The organism is Mesorhizobium erdmanii (genome assembly GCF_013170725.1).
Taxonomy (GTDB): Bacteria; Pseudomonadota; Alphaproteobacteria; order Rhizobiales; family Rhizobiaceae; genus Mesorhizobium; species Mesorhizobium erdmanii.
This window is the reverse complement of sequence record NZ_CP033361.1, coordinates 3,631,307-3,649,736: the sequence shown is the minus strand read 5'-3', so window position 1 is coordinate 3,649,736 and position 18,430 is coordinate 3,631,307. Positions and strand designations below refer to the sequence as shown.

Annotated in this window: 20 protein-coding genes; 7 read left to right on the top strand and 13 right to left on the bottom strand. The window is 62.6% G+C overall.

All coding sequences use genetic code 11. The features are described from left to right. Positions 1-3: 3 nt before the first annotated feature. From EB233_RS17660 to EB233_RS17630, 7 genes are all read right to left on the bottom strand, one after another. Positions 4-225: a twin-arginine translocase TatA/TatE family subunit gene (locus tag EB233_RS17660; protein ID WP_010909892.1), complete on the bottom strand. Its 222-nt coding sequence runs from the start codon at positions 223-225 to the stop codon at positions 4-6. A 180-nt stretch (positions 226-405) separates the two neighbouring features. Continuing rightward, positions 406-1,173: an SMC-Scp complex subunit ScpB gene (scpB, locus tag EB233_RS17655; protein ID WP_064988438.1), complete on the bottom strand. Its 768-nt coding sequence runs from the start codon at positions 1,171-1,173 to the stop codon at positions 406-408. After that, on the bottom strand, positions 1,170-1,970 hold the full coding sequence (locus EB233_RS17650) for a segregation and condensation protein A (RefSeq protein ID WP_051355291.1): 801 nt from the start codon (positions 1,968-1,970) through the stop codon (positions 1,170-1,172). The genes scpB and EB233_RS17650 overlap by 4 nt, the downstream gene beginning before the upstream one ends. Before the next feature lie 63 nt (positions 1,971-2,033). Next, a complete protein-coding gene (gene nagZ, locus EB233_RS17645; protein ID WP_064988437.1) occupies positions 2,034-3,053 on the bottom strand; it encodes a beta-N-acetylhexosaminidase in 1,020 nt (339 codons plus the stop codon). Between the two features lie 149 nt (positions 3,054-3,202). Next, entirely contained in the window at positions 3,203-6,595 is a 3,393-nt protein-coding gene (locus tag EB233_RS17640; protein WP_064988436.1) for an SPOR domain-containing protein, read from the bottom strand. 103 nt (positions 6,596-6,698) lie between these two features. Then, the gene (gene argS, locus EB233_RS17635) at positions 6,699-8,456 is read right to left on the bottom strand and encodes an arginine--tRNA ligase (RefSeq protein WP_064988435.1); all 1,758 of its coding nucleotides are present in this window, start codon (positions 8,454-8,456) and stop codon (positions 6,699-6,701) included. A gap of 62 nt (positions 8,457-8,518) precedes the next feature. Next, on the bottom strand, positions 8,519-9,733 hold the full coding sequence (locus EB233_RS17630; protein WP_064988434.1) for a deoxyguanosinetriphosphate triphosphohydrolase: 1,215 nt from the start codon (positions 9,731-9,733) through the stop codon (positions 8,519-8,521). Between the two features lie 87 nt (positions 9,734-9,820). On the opposite strand from EB233_RS17630, the gene erpA reads away from it, so the two are divergent. From erpA to EB233_RS17605, 5 genes are all read left to right on the top strand, one after another. After that, complete coding sequence (gene erpA / locus EB233_RS17625) at positions 9,821-10,168, top strand: iron-sulfur cluster insertion protein ErpA (RefSeq protein ID WP_027024881.1); 348 nt, start codon at positions 9,821-9,823, stop codon at positions 10,166-10,168. A 4-nt stretch (positions 10,169-10,172) separates the two neighbouring features. After that, entirely contained in the window at positions 10,173-10,565 is a 393-nt protein-coding gene (locus EB233_RS17620) for a VOC family protein (protein WP_064988433.1), read from the top strand. 7 nt (positions 10,566-10,572) lie between these two features. Beyond that, positions 10,573-11,367 (top strand): exodeoxyribonuclease III, encoded by a 795-nt coding sequence (gene xth / locus EB233_RS17615; protein ID WP_027052152.1) that lies wholly within the window; start codon positions 10,573-10,575, stop codon positions 11,365-11,367. A 75-nt stretch (positions 11,368-11,442) separates the two neighbouring features. Further along, on the top strand, positions 11,443-11,742 hold the full coding sequence (locus EB233_RS17610) for a hypothetical protein (protein ID WP_027052153.1): 300 nt from the start codon (positions 11,443-11,445) through the stop codon (positions 11,740-11,742). A 168-nt stretch (positions 11,743-11,910) separates the two neighbouring features. Then, positions 11,911-12,138 carry a hypothetical protein gene (locus EB233_RS17605; protein ID WP_064988432.1) on the top strand — a complete coding sequence of 76 codons (228 nt, stop codon included), beginning with the start codon at positions 11,911-11,913 and terminating at the stop codon, positions 12,136-12,138. A 1-nt stretch (position 12,139) separates the two neighbouring features. Here EB233_RS17605 and EB233_RS17600 read toward each other — a convergent pair whose 3' ends face one another. The 3 genes from EB233_RS17600 to EB233_RS17590 form a co-directional block, all read right to left on the bottom strand. Next, positions 12,140-12,328 carry a hypothetical protein gene (locus EB233_RS17600; RefSeq protein WP_064988431.1) on the bottom strand — a complete coding sequence of 63 codons (189 nt, stop codon included), beginning with the start codon at positions 12,326-12,328 and terminating at the stop codon, positions 12,140-12,142. 147 nt (positions 12,329-12,475) lie between these two features. Further along, positions 12,476-13,015, bottom strand: a complete 540-nt coding sequence (locus EB233_RS17595; protein ID WP_064988430.1) for a sigma-70 family RNA polymerase sigma factor — start codon at positions 13,013-13,015, stop codon at positions 12,476-12,478. Further along, positions 13,015-13,848: a hypothetical protein gene (locus EB233_RS17590; RefSeq protein WP_064988429.1), complete on the bottom strand. Its 834-nt coding sequence runs from the start codon at positions 13,846-13,848 to the stop codon at positions 13,015-13,017. The genes EB233_RS17595 and EB233_RS17590 overlap by 1 nt, the downstream gene beginning before the upstream one ends. Positions 13,849-14,062: 214 nt before the next feature. Here EB233_RS17590 and EB233_RS17585 point away from each other — a divergent pair, with 214 nt between their 5' ends. Both EB233_RS17585 and EB233_RS17580 read left to right on the top strand, forming a co-directional pair. Next, positions 14,063-14,614 carry a sigma-70 family RNA polymerase sigma factor gene (locus EB233_RS17585; protein ID WP_064988428.1) on the top strand — a complete coding sequence of 184 codons (552 nt, stop codon included), beginning with the start codon at positions 14,063-14,065 and terminating at the stop codon, positions 14,612-14,614. Then, complete coding sequence (locus tag EB233_RS17580; protein WP_064988427.1) at positions 14,611-15,231, top strand: ChrR family anti-sigma-E factor; 621 nt, start codon at positions 14,611-14,613, stop codon at positions 15,229-15,231. The genes EB233_RS17585 and EB233_RS17580 overlap by 4 nt, the downstream gene beginning before the upstream one ends. Positions 15,232-15,322: 91 nt before the next feature. On the opposite strand, the gene EB233_RS17575 is transcribed toward EB233_RS17580, so the two are convergent. The 3 genes from EB233_RS17575 to ilvD form a co-directional block, all read right to left on the bottom strand. Beyond that, complete coding sequence (locus EB233_RS17575; RefSeq protein ID WP_155765296.1) at positions 15,323-15,595, bottom strand: hypothetical protein; 273 nt, start codon at positions 15,593-15,595, stop codon at positions 15,323-15,325. A 143-nt stretch (positions 15,596-15,738) separates the two neighbouring features. After that, complete coding sequence (locus tag EB233_RS17570) at positions 15,739-16,590, bottom strand: tetratricopeptide repeat protein (protein WP_064988426.1); 852 nt, start codon at positions 16,588-16,590, stop codon at positions 15,739-15,741. Continuing rightward, positions 16,577-18,301, bottom strand: coding sequence for a dihydroxy-acid dehydratase (gene ilvD / locus EB233_RS17565; RefSeq protein ID WP_064988425.1), 1,725 nt, complete (start codon positions 18,299-18,301; stop codon positions 16,577-16,579). The genes EB233_RS17570 and ilvD overlap by 14 nt, the downstream gene beginning before the upstream one ends. Positions 18,302-18,430 lie beyond the last annotated feature (129 nt).

The window sequence follows — 18,430 nt, the reverse complement described above, 5'->3', positions numbered from 1 at the left end:
AGCTCAGCTCTTGCTGGCTTTTTCCTTCACGGCCGAAACGGTCTCGTCGGCACGGTGTTCGACGGTACGCTTGTCGTCGGCGACGTCGTCGTCCGCCATGCCCTTCTTGAAGCTCTTGATGCCTTTGGCCATGTCGCCCATCAGTTCCGGAATCTTGCCGCGGCCGAAAACCAGCAGCACGATCACCAGCACGATCATCCAGTGCCAAATCGAAAATGAACCCATAGCAAATCTCTCTCGAATGTTTTCCCTGGCGATGATCTATGCGTTTTCGCGTTGGGATTCAAACACAACAGCGACAGAGTTTATGAAAGGGTGACGTATGTCACGCTTTTTCGACTCGCTGGCCCGCTACCAATCGGCGCATCTACGACCTATCGGCTCGCTTGGACAGAGGCCGACCGGTCAATCTTCCGTGACGCGCGGCGTTAACAGGCCGAGCTCCTCGAGGTCGATGTCGGTCAGCGGATCTTCGTCCTCGGTCAGCACGTCGGGGTCGGCCGGCGGCTGCGGGATGGAGAAATTCGACGGCATGCGGCCCGACAGCAGGCCGGCGCCCTTCAGTTCTTCCATGCCGGGAAGATCGCGGATTTCCTCGAGCGCAAAATGGTCGAGGAAGGTTTCGGTGGTGCCGTAGGTGACGGGACGGCCGGGTGTCTTGCGGCGGCCGCGCATGCGCACCCATTCCGTTTCGAGCAGCGTGTCCAGCGTGCCTTTAGACGTCTCGACACCTCGGATGTCCTCGATCTCGGCGCGCGTCACCGGCTGGTGGTAGGCGATGATCGCCAGCACTTCGAGCGCCGCCCGCGACAGCTTGCGCTGCTGCACCGTGTCGCGGCTCATCAGGAAGGCGAGATCGCCGGCGGTGCGGAACGCCCAGCCGTCGCCGACCCGCACCAGATTGACGCCGCGCCGAGCATAGATTTGCTGCAGTTCCGCCATGGCCACGGCGACATTGATGCCGTCGGGAAGGCGTGCCGCAAGCTGCTTTTCGCTGACGGGTTCAGCGCTGGCGAACACGATCGCCTCGGCCATGCGCACGGCTTCGGCCATATGCAGGCGCTCGGCCGGATTCTGCGCCGGATTCTGGGGCGAAGCCTGGTCGAACTCGCCTTCTTCCCGATCATCGTCGACCTTGAAGGGGATAACCGAAGCGTTGGCGCGTTCGCTCATGATGCCACCTCGACTGCCTTGATTGCCGGCGTGCGGCCGCGCAGATAGATCGGCGCGAATGTCTGATCCTGCCGCACGTCCATCGTGCCATCGCGCACGAGTTCCAATGTTGCCGCGAAGGAACTGGCGATGGCCGTGCGCCTTTCCTCGGGACTGGTCATGTACTCGATCAGAAAACTTTCCAGCGTGGTCCAGTCGCTTACGGCCCCGACCAAGCGGGTCAGGATATCGCGCGCGTCCTTCAGCGCCCAGACGCCGCGCCTGGCGATCGTCACATTGTTGATCGCCTGCTTCTGCCGCTGCTGGGCATAGGCGGTCAGGAGATCGTAGAGCGATGCCGAATAGGCGTTACGCTTCTCGATGATGACCATTTCCGGCATGCCGCGCGCGAACACGTCGCGGCCAAGCCGGTTGCGGTTGACCAGACGCGCGGATGCGTCACGCATGGCTTCCAGCCGCTTCAGCCGGAATTGCAGCACCGCCGCCAGTTCCTCGCCGCTTTCACCCTCTTCCCCCGGCTGCTTGGGGATCAAGAGCTTCGACTTCAGGAAGGCGAGCCACGCCGCCATCACCAAATAGTCGGCTGCAAGTTCGAGCCGCAGCGCCCTCGCCGTCTCGACAAACGTCAAATACTGCTCGACCAGCGCCAGGATCGAGATGCGTGCCAGATCGACCTTTTGGGTGCGGGCAAGATGCAGCAACAGATCGAGCGGGCCTTCGAAGCCGGCCACATCGACGACCAGCGAGGGGTCGCCGGTGACGCGTGAATCGTCATTCTCGGCCCACAGGCGGTCCATCGGTGCGGCCTTCGGGGCCTTGCTCTCCAATGTTTCCGCCACAGCCCTGTCACTTCCCTGTCGTTAGGCCACCGCATCGAAATAAGTGGCAAATTCCGCGCGTATCTCGGTTTCTTCAACCGTGTCGCTTTTCCTAATATAGGTCATTGCCCGCTTTGCGCGCTCCAGCGATTTGCCTTCAAGTCCCGTGGTACGCGACGCAATGCCCGCCATCTCCTCGAAAACGCCGTTGCAGTGAAGGACCAGATCGCAGCCCGCCGCAAGGATCGATGCCGCCTTTGTCGGGAAATCCCCAGAAAGTGCCTTCATCGAGGTGTCGTCGCTCATCAGCAGGCCGTCAAAGCCAATGTCGCGCCGGATAATCTCGTCGATCACCTTGCCGGATGTCGTCGCCGGGTTCTTCGGGTCGATGGCGCTATAGACCACATGCGCGGTCATTGCCATCGGCAGGTGGTTGAGCTCGCGGAACGGGGCAAAGTCATGCCGCTGCAGATCGCTGAGCGAGGCATCAACCGTCGGCAACTCGAAATGCGTGTCGGCAAAGGCCCGGCCATGGCCCGGAATATGCTTCATCACCGGCAGCACGCCGCCCGACATCAGGCCTTCGGCGGCGGCGCAGCCGAGTTCGATGACCGCGCGCGGTTCCTTGCCATAGGCACGCGCGCCAATGACGTCGCTGGCGCCCTCGATCGGCACGTCGAGCACCGGCAGGCAATCCGCCGTGATGCCGTAGCGCAGCAGGTCGAAGGCATGCAGGCGCGCCATCAGCCAGGCGGCACGGGTGCCAGCGTCATGATCGTCACGCCACAGCGCGCCAAGCGCGCCGCCGGCCGGATAGTTCGGCGCCAGCGGCGGCCGCAGGCGTTGCACCCTGCCGCCTTCCTGATCGATGAACACCAGCGCGTCCGGGCGCCCGATGCAGTCGCGCATCTCGGCGACCAGATCGCGGATCTGCTCGGTCTCGCCAATGTTGCGGGCAAACAGAATGAAGGCCCACGGGCATTCATTGCGATAGAAATTGATTTCTTCGCGGGTGAGCGATTTCCCGGCACAGCCGAGGATCATGGATTTTGATTCGGTCATATCAGGACTCTAGGGCTTCACGCGGCCAAAGGGAATCGTCTTGGATTACATGCTGTCCAACGCCGGAAATGCTTGCACAAGCCATCTCGGGCACATGAAAAAGCCGGCGCGACCCTGGGCCGCGCCGGCTTTGAATGGTTGAACGTTGCCTAGCGCGAGACGAAGCAGTTGCCGCCGGCGGCCTTGTAGCTGGTGCACAGGTTGATGGCATCGTTGCGCGACTGGGCCGTAACGCGGACGCGGTAGAACGTGCCCTTGCCGGCGATCTCGGCCTTGACGATGTTGGCGGTGCGGCCGGCAAGCACATTGCCGTAGCGGCGCTGCAGATCCTGGTAGGTCGACTGGGCGCTTTCCACCGTTGGCTGCGACGCAACCTGCATCGACCACGAACCACCACCGGTCGCCGTCGTTGCCGGATCGATGGACGCGACCTGATCAGGCTTGACCTCGCCGACGACATCGACGGGCTGGTCCGACGGACGCTGCGGCGCGATCGCGACCTTGGCCGGCGTGTTGGCCGATTGCGCCTTGGCCTCGGCCTTGGTCGGTTTGGCTGCCGGCTTGAGGGCCGGCTCGTCGCCCGACTGGGCTGCGGCGGGCGCCACGGTGCCGGTCTGATCGGCATCGGCCTGGGCCGACGGCGCTACATGCTGCGGCGCCGGATCGGCAGGTTCAACGGCGGCCACCTGCGGCGCGGCCGGTGCCACATCCTCGCGCGGCACCAGCGAGCCGTCCGATTTGACCACCATCGTCCTCACCTTGCGCGGTGCAACGGCGACGACATCTGTGTTGGTGCCCTTGTCGGCATCCTGCAGCACCTGCGCGATGCGATCCTCGGACTTGGGCGCCGGCGCGACATTGGCGACCGGCGCGGCATTGTCAGCCGGCGCGGCACTTGCGGTTGGCGTGGCATTGTTGTCGGCTCCGCCGACGGCAGCGCCCTGGTCAGCGGAAAGATCGGCGGCACGGGCCGGATCCTTGGCCTGCACATCCACCGGAACCTCGGTGTTGGTGACAAGCTTCTGCTGCACGGGCTCGGCAGGCTTCGCGCCCTTGACCACCGCGTCATAGACCTTGTTGTCCTGGTTCGGCACCACGGTGCCGCCTGGATTTTCCGGCTTGACCTTGATCGGCGAATTGTCGGCCTTGACGATGACAGGAGCTTCGCTGCCGCCCTTGCCACCAAACGACAGGGCAAAGGCACCCAGGCCACCCGCGATCGCCACGGCACCAACAATGGCAGCGATGAACAGGCCGCGTCGGCCCGACGGCCTGCCCGCTTCCCGCTCGTCGAGACCCGGAACGGACATCGCCTCGTCCAGTTCGGGATCATAGTCGAGTTCGTCGACGGTGAAATCGTCGGCCTGCGAGACCGGCTGGCTGCCGGGCAAATTGTCGAGATCGAAGCCGGCGGCGTCTGCATAGCCCGTGTTCGTAGCGGCGCGTGGCGGCATTTCCGCCGGACGCGCCACATAGGTCCGCGCTTCCGGCTGATAGGCCGGTTTGACCCCGTCATAACCGTGCGTGGGCTCCTCATACGCCGGCGCCTGATGGCCCGGTTTGAATCCGGCGCTGTAGGATTCATCGGTATAGGAAGCGCTACTCGCCGGAGCGGCGGCAGCCGGCGCCACCTCCACCGAATTCATTTCCGTCAGCAGGCTGGCGAACTCGGCATCGAGATCGTCGTAACCAGGCGTGGCCGGCTCATCTTCCTCGAAATGCAGTTCCGGAATGTCGAGATCGTCCGCCAGTGCCACCACACGCTCCGGCACATCGACCGTCTCGACATCGGGCATTTCTTCATAGCGCGACTGTCGCGGCTGGGGCGCAGATACGGGGGCTGCATAGGGAGCAGCCGCAACCGGCTCGGGCGCGCGGTAGGAAGGCACCACGGCTACGGCCGGGGCCATTTCCGGCGCGGCAGTCCTGGCCGCGATCGAGGCGGAGGGCTGCGCGGCGAATGCCGGCTGCTGCGGAACCGGCGTCACGCGGCTCCACGAGCGGCTCGGCTCCGTCGGCGCGGAGCGTTCGGCCAGCCAATCGAGGGAATCGGCCTGATCGTGCCGGGAAGCAGCCCCGTCGCGCGGTTCAAGATTCCTTGCCAAGGCGGCATCGAACGCATCGTTGTCAAAATCGACATGATCAGCGGCATCAGCGCCGAAATCCTGACCCTGGAGCTCATCGAGCAGCATGTTGTCGAGATCGCCATCAGCGGCGTGAGCAGCGCTGGAGGGATGCGCATCCTCGGCCGCTTGTTCGTCGAGATCCCAGTCGAGATTGCCGACCGGACCGGCGGGTTCCTCGGCAACCCTCGCAGGCGCGGCGTACTGCTGCTGAACAGGAGCAGCAGCCGGCTGAGCCACGAAGGGCTGGGTGACGACAGGCTGTGCCACGACAGGTGGGGTTACGACAGGCTCCTTGACCGACGGCAGCGTGCGCGCGGTCATCGCGCCCAGAAGCGCGTTCAACTCGTCTTCGAGGCTCCGTTCGTCCGCCACGGGGGCCGACACCGGCTCCGCTGGCGCCATTTGCTGAACCGCGGCAGCCGACACCTCGGCAACCGGCTCCTCGGCGGGCTCGACGAACGCATCATCGAAGTTCAGGTCGAAAGCATCATCCGGGACGGCCTCGAAATCCGAAGTCCCGTCATTCGCCTCCACGGCATGGGTGGGCACCTCGTGCGCGTCCGGCTGATCAAACGCCACCGGCTCGTCCGCCTGAGCGTCAAAGTCCACATCGACATCGGCCATGGAGTGGTCGAAGTCACCCGCGAAATCCTCGTCGGAAATCGCCTGCGCTTCATTCGAGGCGGCCAATGCGGGCTCGGGATAGTCGACCGCGGTTGCAGCCGCATGGCGCTGGTCCGCCGAATGGTCGTCAAGCATCAGCTCGTCTTCGAGCGAAAGCGCAACCGCATCATCGAATTCGTGCTCGGGGGCCGGCTCGACAGCCACCGGCACTTCGGCAACGGCATGCTGGGGCTCGACGGCCTCGACCTCGACGGCATGGTCCTCGATGTGGAAATCCCGATCGAGGGACGCGGCAAGCTCGTCCTCCATCGGCAGATCGTCTTCGAACGGCGAAACGTCTTCGAGCGAACTGGCGACGGCGTTGTCGAAATCGGCGTCGAAGGCGGGTTCGACGGCTGGCGCGGCTTCCGCCACAACGGGGTCCGCATGGCTGGCGACCAGCGCCTGATCATCGACACCCGTGAAGTCCAGATGGAAATCGTCGTCGAGCGACAGCGCAAGATCATCGTCGGCCGCATGGGTCGCCGCCGTTTCGAATGCCGGCTGATGAACCTCGACAACCGGAGCGGCGACGCTGTCGTCAGCGTCGAACTCGCCCATCAGTTCCTTTTCCAGGTCGATGTCGAAATCGCCCTCTTGCGCGGGCTGACTGGCGGCGGCCGCCTGTGGCTGGGCCTGCTGCTTGACCGGCTGGCGCGGGTCGAATCCCATGATCCTGGTCAGTTCCGCGAACGGATCATCGTCAGCGATGTCGTTGTTGTCGGCTACTCTCAGCTGGGTTCTGTCTGCCATTATTGTTCCCGAACTCGCACTCATTCGGACGCCATGGACGTCGCGCAGGGTTGGCCCTTACCAGCGCAATGTGGGCAAAAGGTGACAGGTTTTTTAGTCAAACCTAACGCATTTCGGTGGGCGCGGCGGCCCCGATCAGCGTCAGGCCGGACGTCAGAACGTCCGAAACAGCCTGCACCAGCCCTAGTCTGGCATGCGTCAATTGTCGGTCGTTAACCTTAACAAAACGTAAGTCCGGATTATCCGTGCCCCGGTTCCAGTGCCCGTGGAAACTGGAAGCCAGATCATAGAGATAAAATGCCAGCCTATGCGGCTCCAGCGCAAGAGCGGCGGATTCGATCAGGCGCGGATATTCCGCGAGTTTGCGGATCAGGCCGATCTCGCCCTCGTCGGTTAGCGAAGCCGCGGCGGCGGCCAGGCTCTTGCGGTCGAAATTCGCCTCACCCAGTTGCTCGCTTGCCTGCCGGAACACCGAATGGCAGCGCGCCGAGGCGTACTGGACATAAAACACCGGATTGTCCTTGGACTGTTCGGTCACCTTGGCGAAGTCGAAGTCGAGCGGTGCATCACTCTTGCGGTAAAGCATCATGAAGCGGATGGCGTCGCGGCCGACCTCCTCCACCACTTCCCGAAGCGTGACAAAATCGCCGGACCGCTTTGACATGCGGATAGGCTCGCCATCGCGAAACAGCTTGACCAGATTGCAAAGCAGAACGGTGAGCTTCACCTCGTCGCCGGCAATCGCCCGCGCCAGGGCTTCCAGCCGCTTGACGTAGCCGCCATGGTCGGCGCCGAGCACATAGATCAGGTCGACGAAGCCGCGATCGACCTTGTCCTTCAGATACGCCACGTCGGCGGCGAAATAGGTGAACGCGCCGTCCGACTTGACCAGCGCCCGGTCCATGTCGTCGCCGACCGCGGTCGAGCGAAACAGCGTCTGCTCGCGGTCTTCCCAGTCGTCCGGCTTCTCGCCCTTGGGCGGCGGCAGCTTGCCCTTGTAGATATGGCCCTTCAGCGTCAGGTCGTTGATCGCCGAGCGGATCTTTCTGGCATTGTCGGCATGCAGCGTGCGTTCGGAGAAGAACACGTCGTGATGCACGTTGAGCAGCGCCAGATCCTCGCGGATCATCGCCATCATCGCATCGATTGCGCGGTCCTTGACGATGGCTAGCGCCTCATCGTCCGGCATCTGGAGCAGACTGCGCCCGAACTCCTTCGCCAGCGCCTGGCCGAGAGGAACCAGGTAATCGCCGGGATAAAGGCCGGCCGGAATATCACCGATCTCGTCGCCAAGCGCCTCCCGATAGCGGAGGATGACAGAGCGGCCGAGCACGTCGATCTGCCCGCCGGCATCGTTGATGACATATTCCTTGGTCACGTCGTAACCGGCGAACGCCATCAGATTGGCGAGCGCGTCGCCGACAACCGCGCCCCGGCAATGGCCGACATGCATCGGACCCGTCGGGTTGGCCGAGACATATTCGACATTGGTTTTCCGGCCGGCACCGACCTTCGAGCGGCCGTAATCGCGGCCCTCGCCCAGAAGCGCCGTTAGATGAGCCTGCCAGAAGCCGTCCTTGAGCCGCAGATTGACGAAGCCCGGGCCGGCGACTTCGGCGGCGGCGACATCCTCGTCTGCCTGCAGTGCCAGCGCCAGCCTTTCGGCCAGCGCGCGCGGATTCTGGCCGGTGGGCTTGGCCAGCACCATCGCCGCATTGGTCGCGAGGTCGCCATGGCTGGCATCGCGCGGCGGTTCGACGGCAATGCGCGACAGGTCGGGCGAAACGCCGTCCTTGTCTTTCAGGTCAAGCGCTTCGACAGCCTTTGTGACTCGCGCGGTGAAATCGGCGAAGATGTTCATGGGTATTGCTCTGGCGGCTTTATGGCGAATCCGGCTCGCTGGCCGGCAAAATCGCGCCCGCCCTAGCTCAAATCCGGAGTGCGGTCAAACAAACGCCTGTGTTCCTTGAGTGCGTAGGTGTCGGTCATCCCTGCCAGGAAATCGGCCACGCTGCGCGCCTTGATGCGATCTTCGGCCCGGTCCAGGCCCTCGCGCCAGCCGTCCGGCATGGCGCGCGGGTCGGCGAAATAGGCGTCGAACAGGTCCCTGACGATCTGCTCGGCACCAGCGCGCACCCGCATCACCTCCTTGTGCCGGTAGAGATGCTTGTAGAGGAAGGCCTTCAATTCCTTCTCCGCCGCGGCCATCGCGGTGGAAAAGGTCACCATCGTCTCGCCCGCCGCCCTGACCGCATCTGCGCTCCGCGGCCCGACACGCTCCAGATTGGCGGTCGCGGAAACGATGACATCCTCGACCATGGCGGTGATCTGCCGCCGCATCAGTTCGTGCCCGGTGCGCACGTCATCGAGCGTGGGATAGCGCTGGCGCACGCCTGCCAGGATCTTGCCCGGCAGCGAGACGGTTTCCAGCATATCCAGCGTCAGCAGCCCTGCCCGCAGGCCGTCGTCGATGTCATGGGTGTTGTAGGCGATGTCGTCGGCGATCGCCGCGCACTGCGCCTCGATGCCGGCGAACCGGTCGAGTTCGAGGTCCTGCAACTGCGAATAATCACGGATCGCCTGCGGCACCGGCCCGTTCAGGCCCTTGCCACTGCTGTCCGTCAGCGGGCCATTGTGCTTGACCAGGCCCTCCAGCGTTTCCCAGGTCAGGTTCAACCCGTCGAATTCGGCGTAGCGCGCCTCCAGCCGTGTCACGATACGCAACGACTGCGCATTGTGGTCAAAGCCGCCCCAGGCAGCCATCTTGTCGTTCAGCGCGTCCTCGCCGGTATGGCCGAACGGCGTGTGGCCGAAATCATGCACCAGCGCCACCGCCTCGGCGAGATCCTCGTCGCCGCGCAGCGCCCGCGCTAGCGCACGTGCGATCTGCGCCACCTCGATCGAATGGGTCAGCCTTGTGCGATAATGGTCGCCCTCATGGGCGATGAAGACCTGGGTCTTGTGCTTGAGCCGCCGAAACGCGGTCGAATGGATGATGCGGTCACGGTCGCGCTGGAACGGCGTACGGGTCGGGCTTTCGACCTCGTCGAACAGCCGGCCGCGCGAGCGCGCCGGATCGGTGGCATAGGCCGCACGTGGCCGATAGCCGAATCCGATGTCGCCCAACTCGTTGGTCATGGTCGATGCCGCAGGTTGACTGGTCTAGTTGACTTGGCCGCTCGCGCTTCATACCTATCATGTGAAACCGAAAGCAAGGTGACGCCCATGGGCGCTGATGCCAAGACTGCCATGAAAGTCGACATGACCGAGGCTGCGGCCAGGCGGATCGCCAAGATCGTCTCTGGCGAGGCCGGCAAGACGGCACTGCGCGTTTCCGTCGAAGGCGGCGGCTGCTCCGGCTTTTCCTACAAGTTCGATCTGGTCGACACCCGCAACGACGATGACGTCGCCATCGAGAAGGACGGCGCCACCGTTCTGATCGACGATTTGTCGCTGGTCTATATGGGCGGCTCGGTGATCGACTTCGTAGACGATCTGATGGGCCAGTCCTTCCAGATACGCAATCCGAATGCGGTCGCCTCCTGCGGCTGTGGCACCAGTTTCTCCATCTAGCGGCATGCCTGCCATAGGTGCGGTCCGTCAGGTCGCCCTGTCGGCCGGACGCGATCTTGATTCGACGCTCGCCTTCTGGCACGACGTGCTCGGCATGGGCGTTCACGCCCGCTACGATCCCCCCGGCATCGCCTTCATCATGGCGGGCGACGTGCGCCTGCTGTTTACTGACGGCGTTCCGGCCGGGACGGCCTATCTCGACATTAGGGGCCTGGAAACTTTCCACGCCGAGGCGAAAGCCGCGGGCGTTCCCTTCACCGCGCCGCCGGCACTTGTCCATCGCGACGCCGAAGGCACCTTCGGCGCGCCTGGGGAAAGCGAATGGATGGCCTTTCTAAAGGACCCGGCAGGCAATACGATCGGCCTTGTCGAACGCCTTCCGCCGGAACACCCCTGAGGTTGCCATGAAAATCGTCACCTGGAACATCAATGGCGTTCGCGCTCGCATCGGCAACCTCACCCATTGGCTGACCGAGAGCGCGCCCGACATCGTCTGCCTGCAGGAGATCAAGACGGTCGACGAGCAGTTCCCGCGCGCTGAGATCGAGGCGCTGGGCTACAACGTCGAAACCCATGGCCAAAAGGGCTTCAATGGCGTGGCGCTGCTGTCAAAGCTGCGCTTTGACGAAGTCAATCGCGGCTTGCCGGGTGACGACACCGACGAGCAGGCTCGCTTCATCGAAGGCGTGTTCTCGACCGACAAGGGCGCGTTGCGCGTCGCCTCGCTCTATCTGCCGAATGGCAATCCAATCGATGACGATAAGAAATTTCCCTACAAACTGTCCTGGATGGCGCGGCTGGAGCGCTGGGCCGAAGAGCGGTTGAGGCTGGAGGAAGCGCTGGTGCTGGCGGGCGACTACAACGTCATTCCCGAGCCGATCGACGCGCGCTTTCCGGAGAACTGGCTGGGCGACGCGCTGTTCCAGCCGCAGACACGGCAGGCCTTCCGGCGGCTGCTCAACCTCGGTTTCACCGAGGCGGTGCGCGCGGTCACCGATGCACCCGACACCTACACCTTCTGGGACTATCAGGCCGGCGCCTGGCAGAAGAACAACGGCATTCGCATCGACCATCTGCTGTTGTCGCCGGAAGCCGCCAACCGGTTCTCGTCGGCCTCGATCGAAAAGCATGTGCGTGCCTGGGAAAAGCCCTCCGATCACGTGCCGGTGGCGATCGATCTCGCCTTGCTGCCGGCCTGACAGCCGCTTCTCGCGGACCTTCTATCGCCACATTCCGGCGCATGATGGAAAATTCATCATGGCGCCGGGGATTCCATGACCACGCGAAGTCTACTTTGTCCGATCGGTCTGGCACTGGCCATGGCCGCTCCCGCGACGGCACTTGCCGATCAGGAATGCCTGGCCAATGGAAAGTCGTACCAGGTCGGCCAGGTCGCTTGCCTTACTGTTGCCGGCCAAAGCCACCTCGCCCGTTGCGATATGGTGCTCAATAACACATCCTGGACGAAAATCGGCGATACCTGCCCCGCCAACACCATGGCTCCGCATCTGCATGTGACGCCGATTTCGACACCCGCGCCGAGCATGGTGCCGACAGAACCCACCGAGAACTGATTTTCTCATCAAGGCTATCGACCTCGCCGCCGACTATTTTCATCGTTATGTCTTATGTTAAAGACGCAGACCTCGGTTCGGTACAAGGTGCGTCAGTCAGCGGCCAGTTAAATGGGCTCCGCTGCTTGGGAGCGACCATCGCACTCTCGCCCTTGCCGGAGCGCAGAGATGTTTGGACAAGACAGCAGCCAAATTCTGTATCCCGAGGATATCGACCGTCTTTGCGCGATATTTGACGCTGTGTGTGACCGCTACCGGATTTTGCCGGATTCCGAAGCCGCTCTCGACCTAGCCGCGGATTTGGTGCGCTTGTTCCAGTCCGGCATGGCAGGCGAAACGGCCCTCAGAATTGCGGCGGAGGCGCGCCTCACGGAACCCTATCGTCTCGCGGGCTGATCTAGCGTCGGCTGCTGGTGACTTCCATGATCACCGCCCGCCGTTCAGCCTCGATCTGGGCGACGTTGACCAACGTGTCTATGTCCAGCATCTCATGAAGGTGACCGGATTGCACAACCATGTTTCGAACGGTTTTCAGCATTTCGCTGGTGGCTCGAAGCGTCGCGGCGAGCGTAGGCATGTCAGTCATTTGCTACTCCCGGAGAAATCACGCGTGGAGACAAACACTCAACCAGACATAGCGTTCCCCAGCAAAGTTCGACCGCGGGTTTATTGATTATCGGCCAGCGCCAATTTCACAATTCAGCCGCAACCGCTTGCGCAACCGTGCCGCATTCTATTCGCCAAAATTGGCTCTGATATTTACCAGCCCGCGACGAAGCCAGGTCCGCATCGTGTTTATCGGCACGTCATGACGCGCGGCCAATTGCGCGTAAGAGAGGCCCTCGATGTAAGCGCCTCGCACGGCTTCCGCCTTTTCCCTTCCCAGTGCATCGATGCATCGATGCACGCGCTTCGTATCGTCGGCTGCGATTAGCAAAGCTTCGGCCAAAGGGGTCGGATCGGCGACATCGTCCGCGGCAGCGAGGTCGGCGGTAGCTGGCCGGCGCGACCTGACCCGATCTATCGCATGATTGCGAGCGATTGCCGCAAGCCATGAAATGGGACTGAGTTCCGAAATCACGAAGCGGTCTGCTTTGGACCAGATCTTGACGTAAACCTCCTGCAACGCCTCCTCCGCTTCGCACCGATGACCAAGTATCCCCAGGCAAATTCCGAATAGTTTCCCGCTCGTATGCCGATAGAGAAGATCGAACGCGGCGCGGTCTTGCATGCTCGTCCGCAGGATCAGCCTTGATATGTCATCACGATTCATCACGGGAATCGCTCGAGCTCGACCGGAGGTGAAACAACCTTGGATCCGCGCGCGTCGCGAAAATCGCTTGGAAATACCGAGTTTGGAATATTCCTTACAGAAGATCTCCAGAGGTCATCGATTTTAGAGAGAGAGACTCGATCGAAGTCCGAGATACTTTCCCAATACCGCCCACTCTGGACAAAATAGCCAAGCTCACTTTCCAGCCTGATGGCGTTCTCCATCGACGTATTGTCGATCGCCGATCTGAACTTCGCCGTGATGGCATTGATACGGGCGGAGGTAAGCCGCTCGATTAAAGGCAGCGCCACGCGCGGCAAGGCAAGACGGGTTTCCGGAAGCTCAGACAGGTTGAGGCACAGCGTTCCGTGACGCAGGGCTTGGGCGAACAGCCTTGCCGACTTCGCCTTCAGATCCCTCAGCGTTACGTCGTTTCTCAGCGGATCTGCTGTGCCAACGCCATAGAAGTGCGTAGGCGCGTTCGCGGGATACACCATATCGCAGCCTAAAAAGGCTATGATGTCGGGCTTCAGCGCCTTCAGCGCCCAGTAGCCCGCGGTAAATGCCATTGTCCCGCCGGCGTAGACGAATCCACCGAACAGGTTCTGCGCGGGCACGAACTCGGCGGATGTTATGATCGATGCAAACCGCGGGCTCTGGCTATCCGGCAACCGTCCCTCGGGAAAATCGTCTGGGTGGATCAGATAGTCCCAATCGGGCCGCACGGCCCAGGCGTTGTTTATGGCGACGACCTCGGTGAATGCCGAGCGATCCCAGTCCCTGGCCCTGACCGCGTCGGGCGCGCTGCCGATTATCAGCGAGATCTTAGGCATCTCAGGCGGGCTCCTGACTGCTGGTCGCTTGCGAAGCGATTGATTTGTTCTGGATACGGCCCAAGACCCGAATTGGATCACTGCCGATCAAACGAACAAAAATCATTTTGCCTGGGGAATGTGATCCGAACCCGCGCCCAGTTCGTAACCAGACCAACGACCCCAAAGAGCTGCCTGGTCAGCCGGAGCAAGTTTGAGCGTATACTGCAAGGCGATGGTTGAATTCGATCCAGCCTGGTTAATCACTCGCGTTGCGGCAACCCAGGATCGGGATGCTTTCGTGAGCCTATTCGAGCACTACGCGCCACGCGTGAAATCCATGATGATCCGACGCGGCGCAAGCCCCGACCATGCGGAAGACCTCGCGCAGGAAGCCCTGCTCAGGCTCTGGCGAAATGCCAGCCAGTTCGACCCCGGACGCGCTACGGCATCGAGCTGGGTCTATGCCATCGCGCGCAATGTAGGCATCGATCTCGGCCGTCGTGACCTTCGAGCCGCCAGATGGTTGGAAGACGAAGCCGTTCAGGAAGAGGCAGATCCGGACGAACCAGAAGGGCAGCTTCTCGCGGCCGAGCGCGAAGACCTGGTCAGGACCTCGATCGCAACGCTGCCCAGCGACCAATTGCGCGTTGTCCGATTGTCGTTTTTCGACGGCTTGGCGCATGCCGAGATCGCCAAACTGCTTGGAATTCCGCTCGGCACAGTAAAGTCGCGGATGAGGCTGGCTCTGCATCGATTGAGAGGGAAGCTTGGTGAGCTGAGATGACGAACGCCATTACCCACCATCCGAGCGACGAGACTCTGGCCGCCTACGCCTCCGGCACGCTTGATGAAGCGCGTAGCCTGGTCGTCTCGATCCATCGATCCTTGTGCGCCGCCTGTGGCCACGCGGTCGATCAATATGAAGCGATCGGTGGAGCGCTCCTTGAACAGGCATCGCCAGTGTCGATGAGGCCCGGCGCGCTCCAGGCGGCGCTGGGATCGATCGGTACGAGCGCCCAGGGCGCGGAGATTGCATCCGAGCAGCCGCTCGACCGTCATAAGCTCGGTCCATGGCGCCGGGTGTGGCCCGGTCTGCAGCAACGCGCCGTCTCCGTCGCCGGCGATTCCGATATCAAGGTCTTCATGCTGAAGGCCGCACCCGGAATCACGCTTCCGCACCACAAGCATACCGGTGACGAATGGACGTGTGTGCTGGAGGGCGCTTTTGAACACCAATTCGGCCGTTACGGTCCTGGCGACTTCGACGAGGCGGACGAGACCGTCGACCACAAGCCACGCATTTGCAGTGACGTGCCCTGCGTCTGCATAGTCGCGCTTCAAGGAAGCATCAGGCTTCAAAGCTTTTTGGGCCGGTTGATACAGCCAATCCTCAGGCTCTGATCGCCGCAGGGAGCGCGGCAATCGTTACCGTTCGCGACCTGATGCATGTCGCCCAGAAGTGTGCAGCGGTTCTGGGACAATGACATGCACTTTAAAGCGCGTCGCCTGAATCGGCTTCAGCGCGACGCGCTTTAAAAGCCGGCCTTTGTCGCATCGAACGCAATCGCCACGTTACCGACGAAAGAACCGAAGCAAGGATCAGGAGAATAGGGTGCGGGCGTGCCGCAACGGCGCTCGACAGCTTACCGGGAAGGACAGTAGGACTCAGGTGTCCGGACTGCACCAGAAACAGCACCTTCTGATCGGTCGTCATGCCATTTCCTTCTGCCACCTCTCGAAGTTGCGGATCGCTGAACATGACCATGAGGACACCATTGAGAACTCGATGTCACATAACGTGATCGAGCCTCACGCGTTCCAATCATTTGTGATCTCAGGGAAAGATGTTCGCCAACGTGAACGGAGGGCGCGAAAGGTCGCTACCTCGAGCCAAGACGCGGTCAGCCGCTATTGGTCGGCGTTGGCGGTGCCCTTGGTCAGGATGTCGTCGGCCAGCGAAATCGCCGTGCGTCGGTCGGCTTCGCCGGCGGCGGCGAAGGCCTCTTCCTGCATGCCGCGAATCCAGGGCTGATCGGTCGGCGACGCGCGTTCGAGCGCCGCCGTCATCATTGCCAGGCCGCGAACGATCTTTCCGCTCTGGAACAAGAGATGACCAAGCGTCGCCTGCGCTCCGGCATGACCCTTCTCGGCGGCGAGTTGGAACCAGCGCCCGGCCTGCTTGACGCTGGCCTTCACGCCGCCCTCGCCCTTCAGGAACATCTGTCCCATCTCGAACTGGGCGTTCGGGTTGCGGTAGTTGGCGGCGGCGCGCATGTAATATTCCTGAGCCGCCACCTCGTTCTCGGTGACCGGACTGCCAGGAATGCCCTTGCGCAGATAATCGCCGAGCGCCACCAGCGCATCCGAGACGTAGCTTTCCTCGGGCGAGCCGGGCTCGACATCCTGGTCGACGATCTCGGAGAAGAACTTGAACGCCTCATAGTCGTCGCGCGCCACGCCGTCGCCTTCTGCATACATGCGGGCAAGCTTCCAGGTGGCGCCGATCTGGCCGTTTTCGGCGGCGTATTTATAGGCCTCGGCGGCCTGTTCCTTGTGGCCGTTCTTGTAGGCGGAGAACCCGAACTGGAACACTGCCCAGGGGCTGGACTGCGGCTTCACGCCGGTCTTGTCGTCGAACACCTTGTCGTCGAAGGCCATGGCCTGGCCCACGGCGCCAAAGATCGCAAACGCGACCAGCGCCGAAAGCACAGATGACCTCAACAACTCTGGTGTTGACTTCAACAACTCAGATATCCGCATAACAGTGTGTTTCGTTCGCACCGCCCGGATGGGTGACCGCGCCGTCGCGGGCTGACCCGACCGTCTGTGCGTATTTCCAGATCGCGCCCGACTGGTAGTCGGTCGTGCGCGCCTTCCAGGTCTTGGCCCGCGCCGCCAGTTCACTGTCGGAAAGCGCCACTTCGATCGTACCGTTCACCGCATCGATCGAAATCACGTCACCATCCCGGATAAGACCGATCGGCCCGCCCACGGCTGCTTCCGGCCCGACATGGCCAATGCAGAAGCCGCGCGTCGCGCCCGAGAAGCGGCCGTCGGTGATCAGCGCCACCTTGCCGCCCATGCCCTGGCCGTAGAGTGCCGCCGTCGTCGACAGCATCTCGCGCATGCCAGGACCGCCGCGCGGCCCTTCGTAGCGAATGACGAGAACCTCGCCTTCCCTGTAGTTGCGATGCGTCACCGCCTCGAAACATTCCTCTTCCGAATCGAAGCAGCGCGCCGGGCCGGAGAATTTCAACTCCGCCATGCCCGCGACCTTCACGATCGCGCCTTCAGGGGCGAGGTTTCCCTTCAACCCCACGACACCGCCGGTTTGGGTAATTGGTTTGTTGGCCGGGCGGACCACGTCTTGATGCTCATTCCAGGCAACGTGCTGCATGTTTTCGGCCAAAGTACGGCCAGTCACCGTCAAGCAGTCGCCATGCAGGTAACCATGGTCGAGCAGTGTCTTCATCAGCAACGGAATACCGCCGGCCTCGAACATGTCCTTGGCGACATATTTGCCGCCCGGCTTGAGGTCGGCGATGTAAGGCGTCTTCTCGAAGATTTTCGCCACGTCGAAGAGATCGAACTTTATCCCGGCCTCATGGGCGATCGCCGGCAGATGCAGCGCCGCATTGGTCGAGCCGCCGGTGGCCGAGACCACGGTCGCCGCGTTCTCCAGCGCCTTCAGCGTGACGATGTCACGGGGCCGGATGTTTTTGGCGATCAGCTCCATGATCTTTTCGCCGGAGGCGAAATTGAACCGGTCGCGCATTTCGTAAGGCGCCGGCGCACCGCAGGAATAGGGCAGCGCCAGACCAATCGCCTCGGCGACGGTGGCCATGGTGTTGGCGGTGAACTGGGCGCCGCAGGACCCGGCCGACGGGCACGCCGCCTGCTCGATTTCCAGCAGTTCGGCATCGCCGATCGTGCCCACCGAATGCTGGCCGACCGCTTCGAACACATCCTGCACGGTGATCTGGCGGCCGCGATAGCTGCCTGGCAGGATGGAGCCGCCATAGATGAAGATCGACGGCACGTTGAGGCGCACCATGGCCATCATCATGCCGGGCAGCGACTTGTCGCAGCCGGCGAGACCGACCAGCGCATCGTAGCAATGGCCGCGCATGGTGAGTTCGACCGAATCGGCAATGACTTCGCGCGACACCAGCGACGACTTCATGCCCTGGTGGCCCATGGCGATGCCGTCGGTGACGGTGATGGTGCAGAATTCGCGCGGCGTGCCGTTGGCGGCGGCCACGCCCTTCTTGACCACCTGCGCCTGGCGCATCAGCGAGATGTTGCAGGGGGCGGCCTCGTTCCAGCAGGAAGCGACGCCGACCAGCGGCTGCGCGATCTCGGCGGCGGAAAGCCCCATGGCATAGAGATAGGACCGGTGCGGCGCACGCGCCGGACCGACAGTCACATAGCGGCTAGGGAGCTTAGCCTTTGAGATGACCTTGGCGTCCATTCTCTTCCTTGCCGCGGGCGGTGCGGCCTTGTCCCCTCGCCGAGCCTTTTGGCGCGTGTCCCGAGACCTTTTCGAGGTGCGCCGGGTTTATGGCGGGAAATGGGCAATTTCCTCGGCCTGACTTCTAGC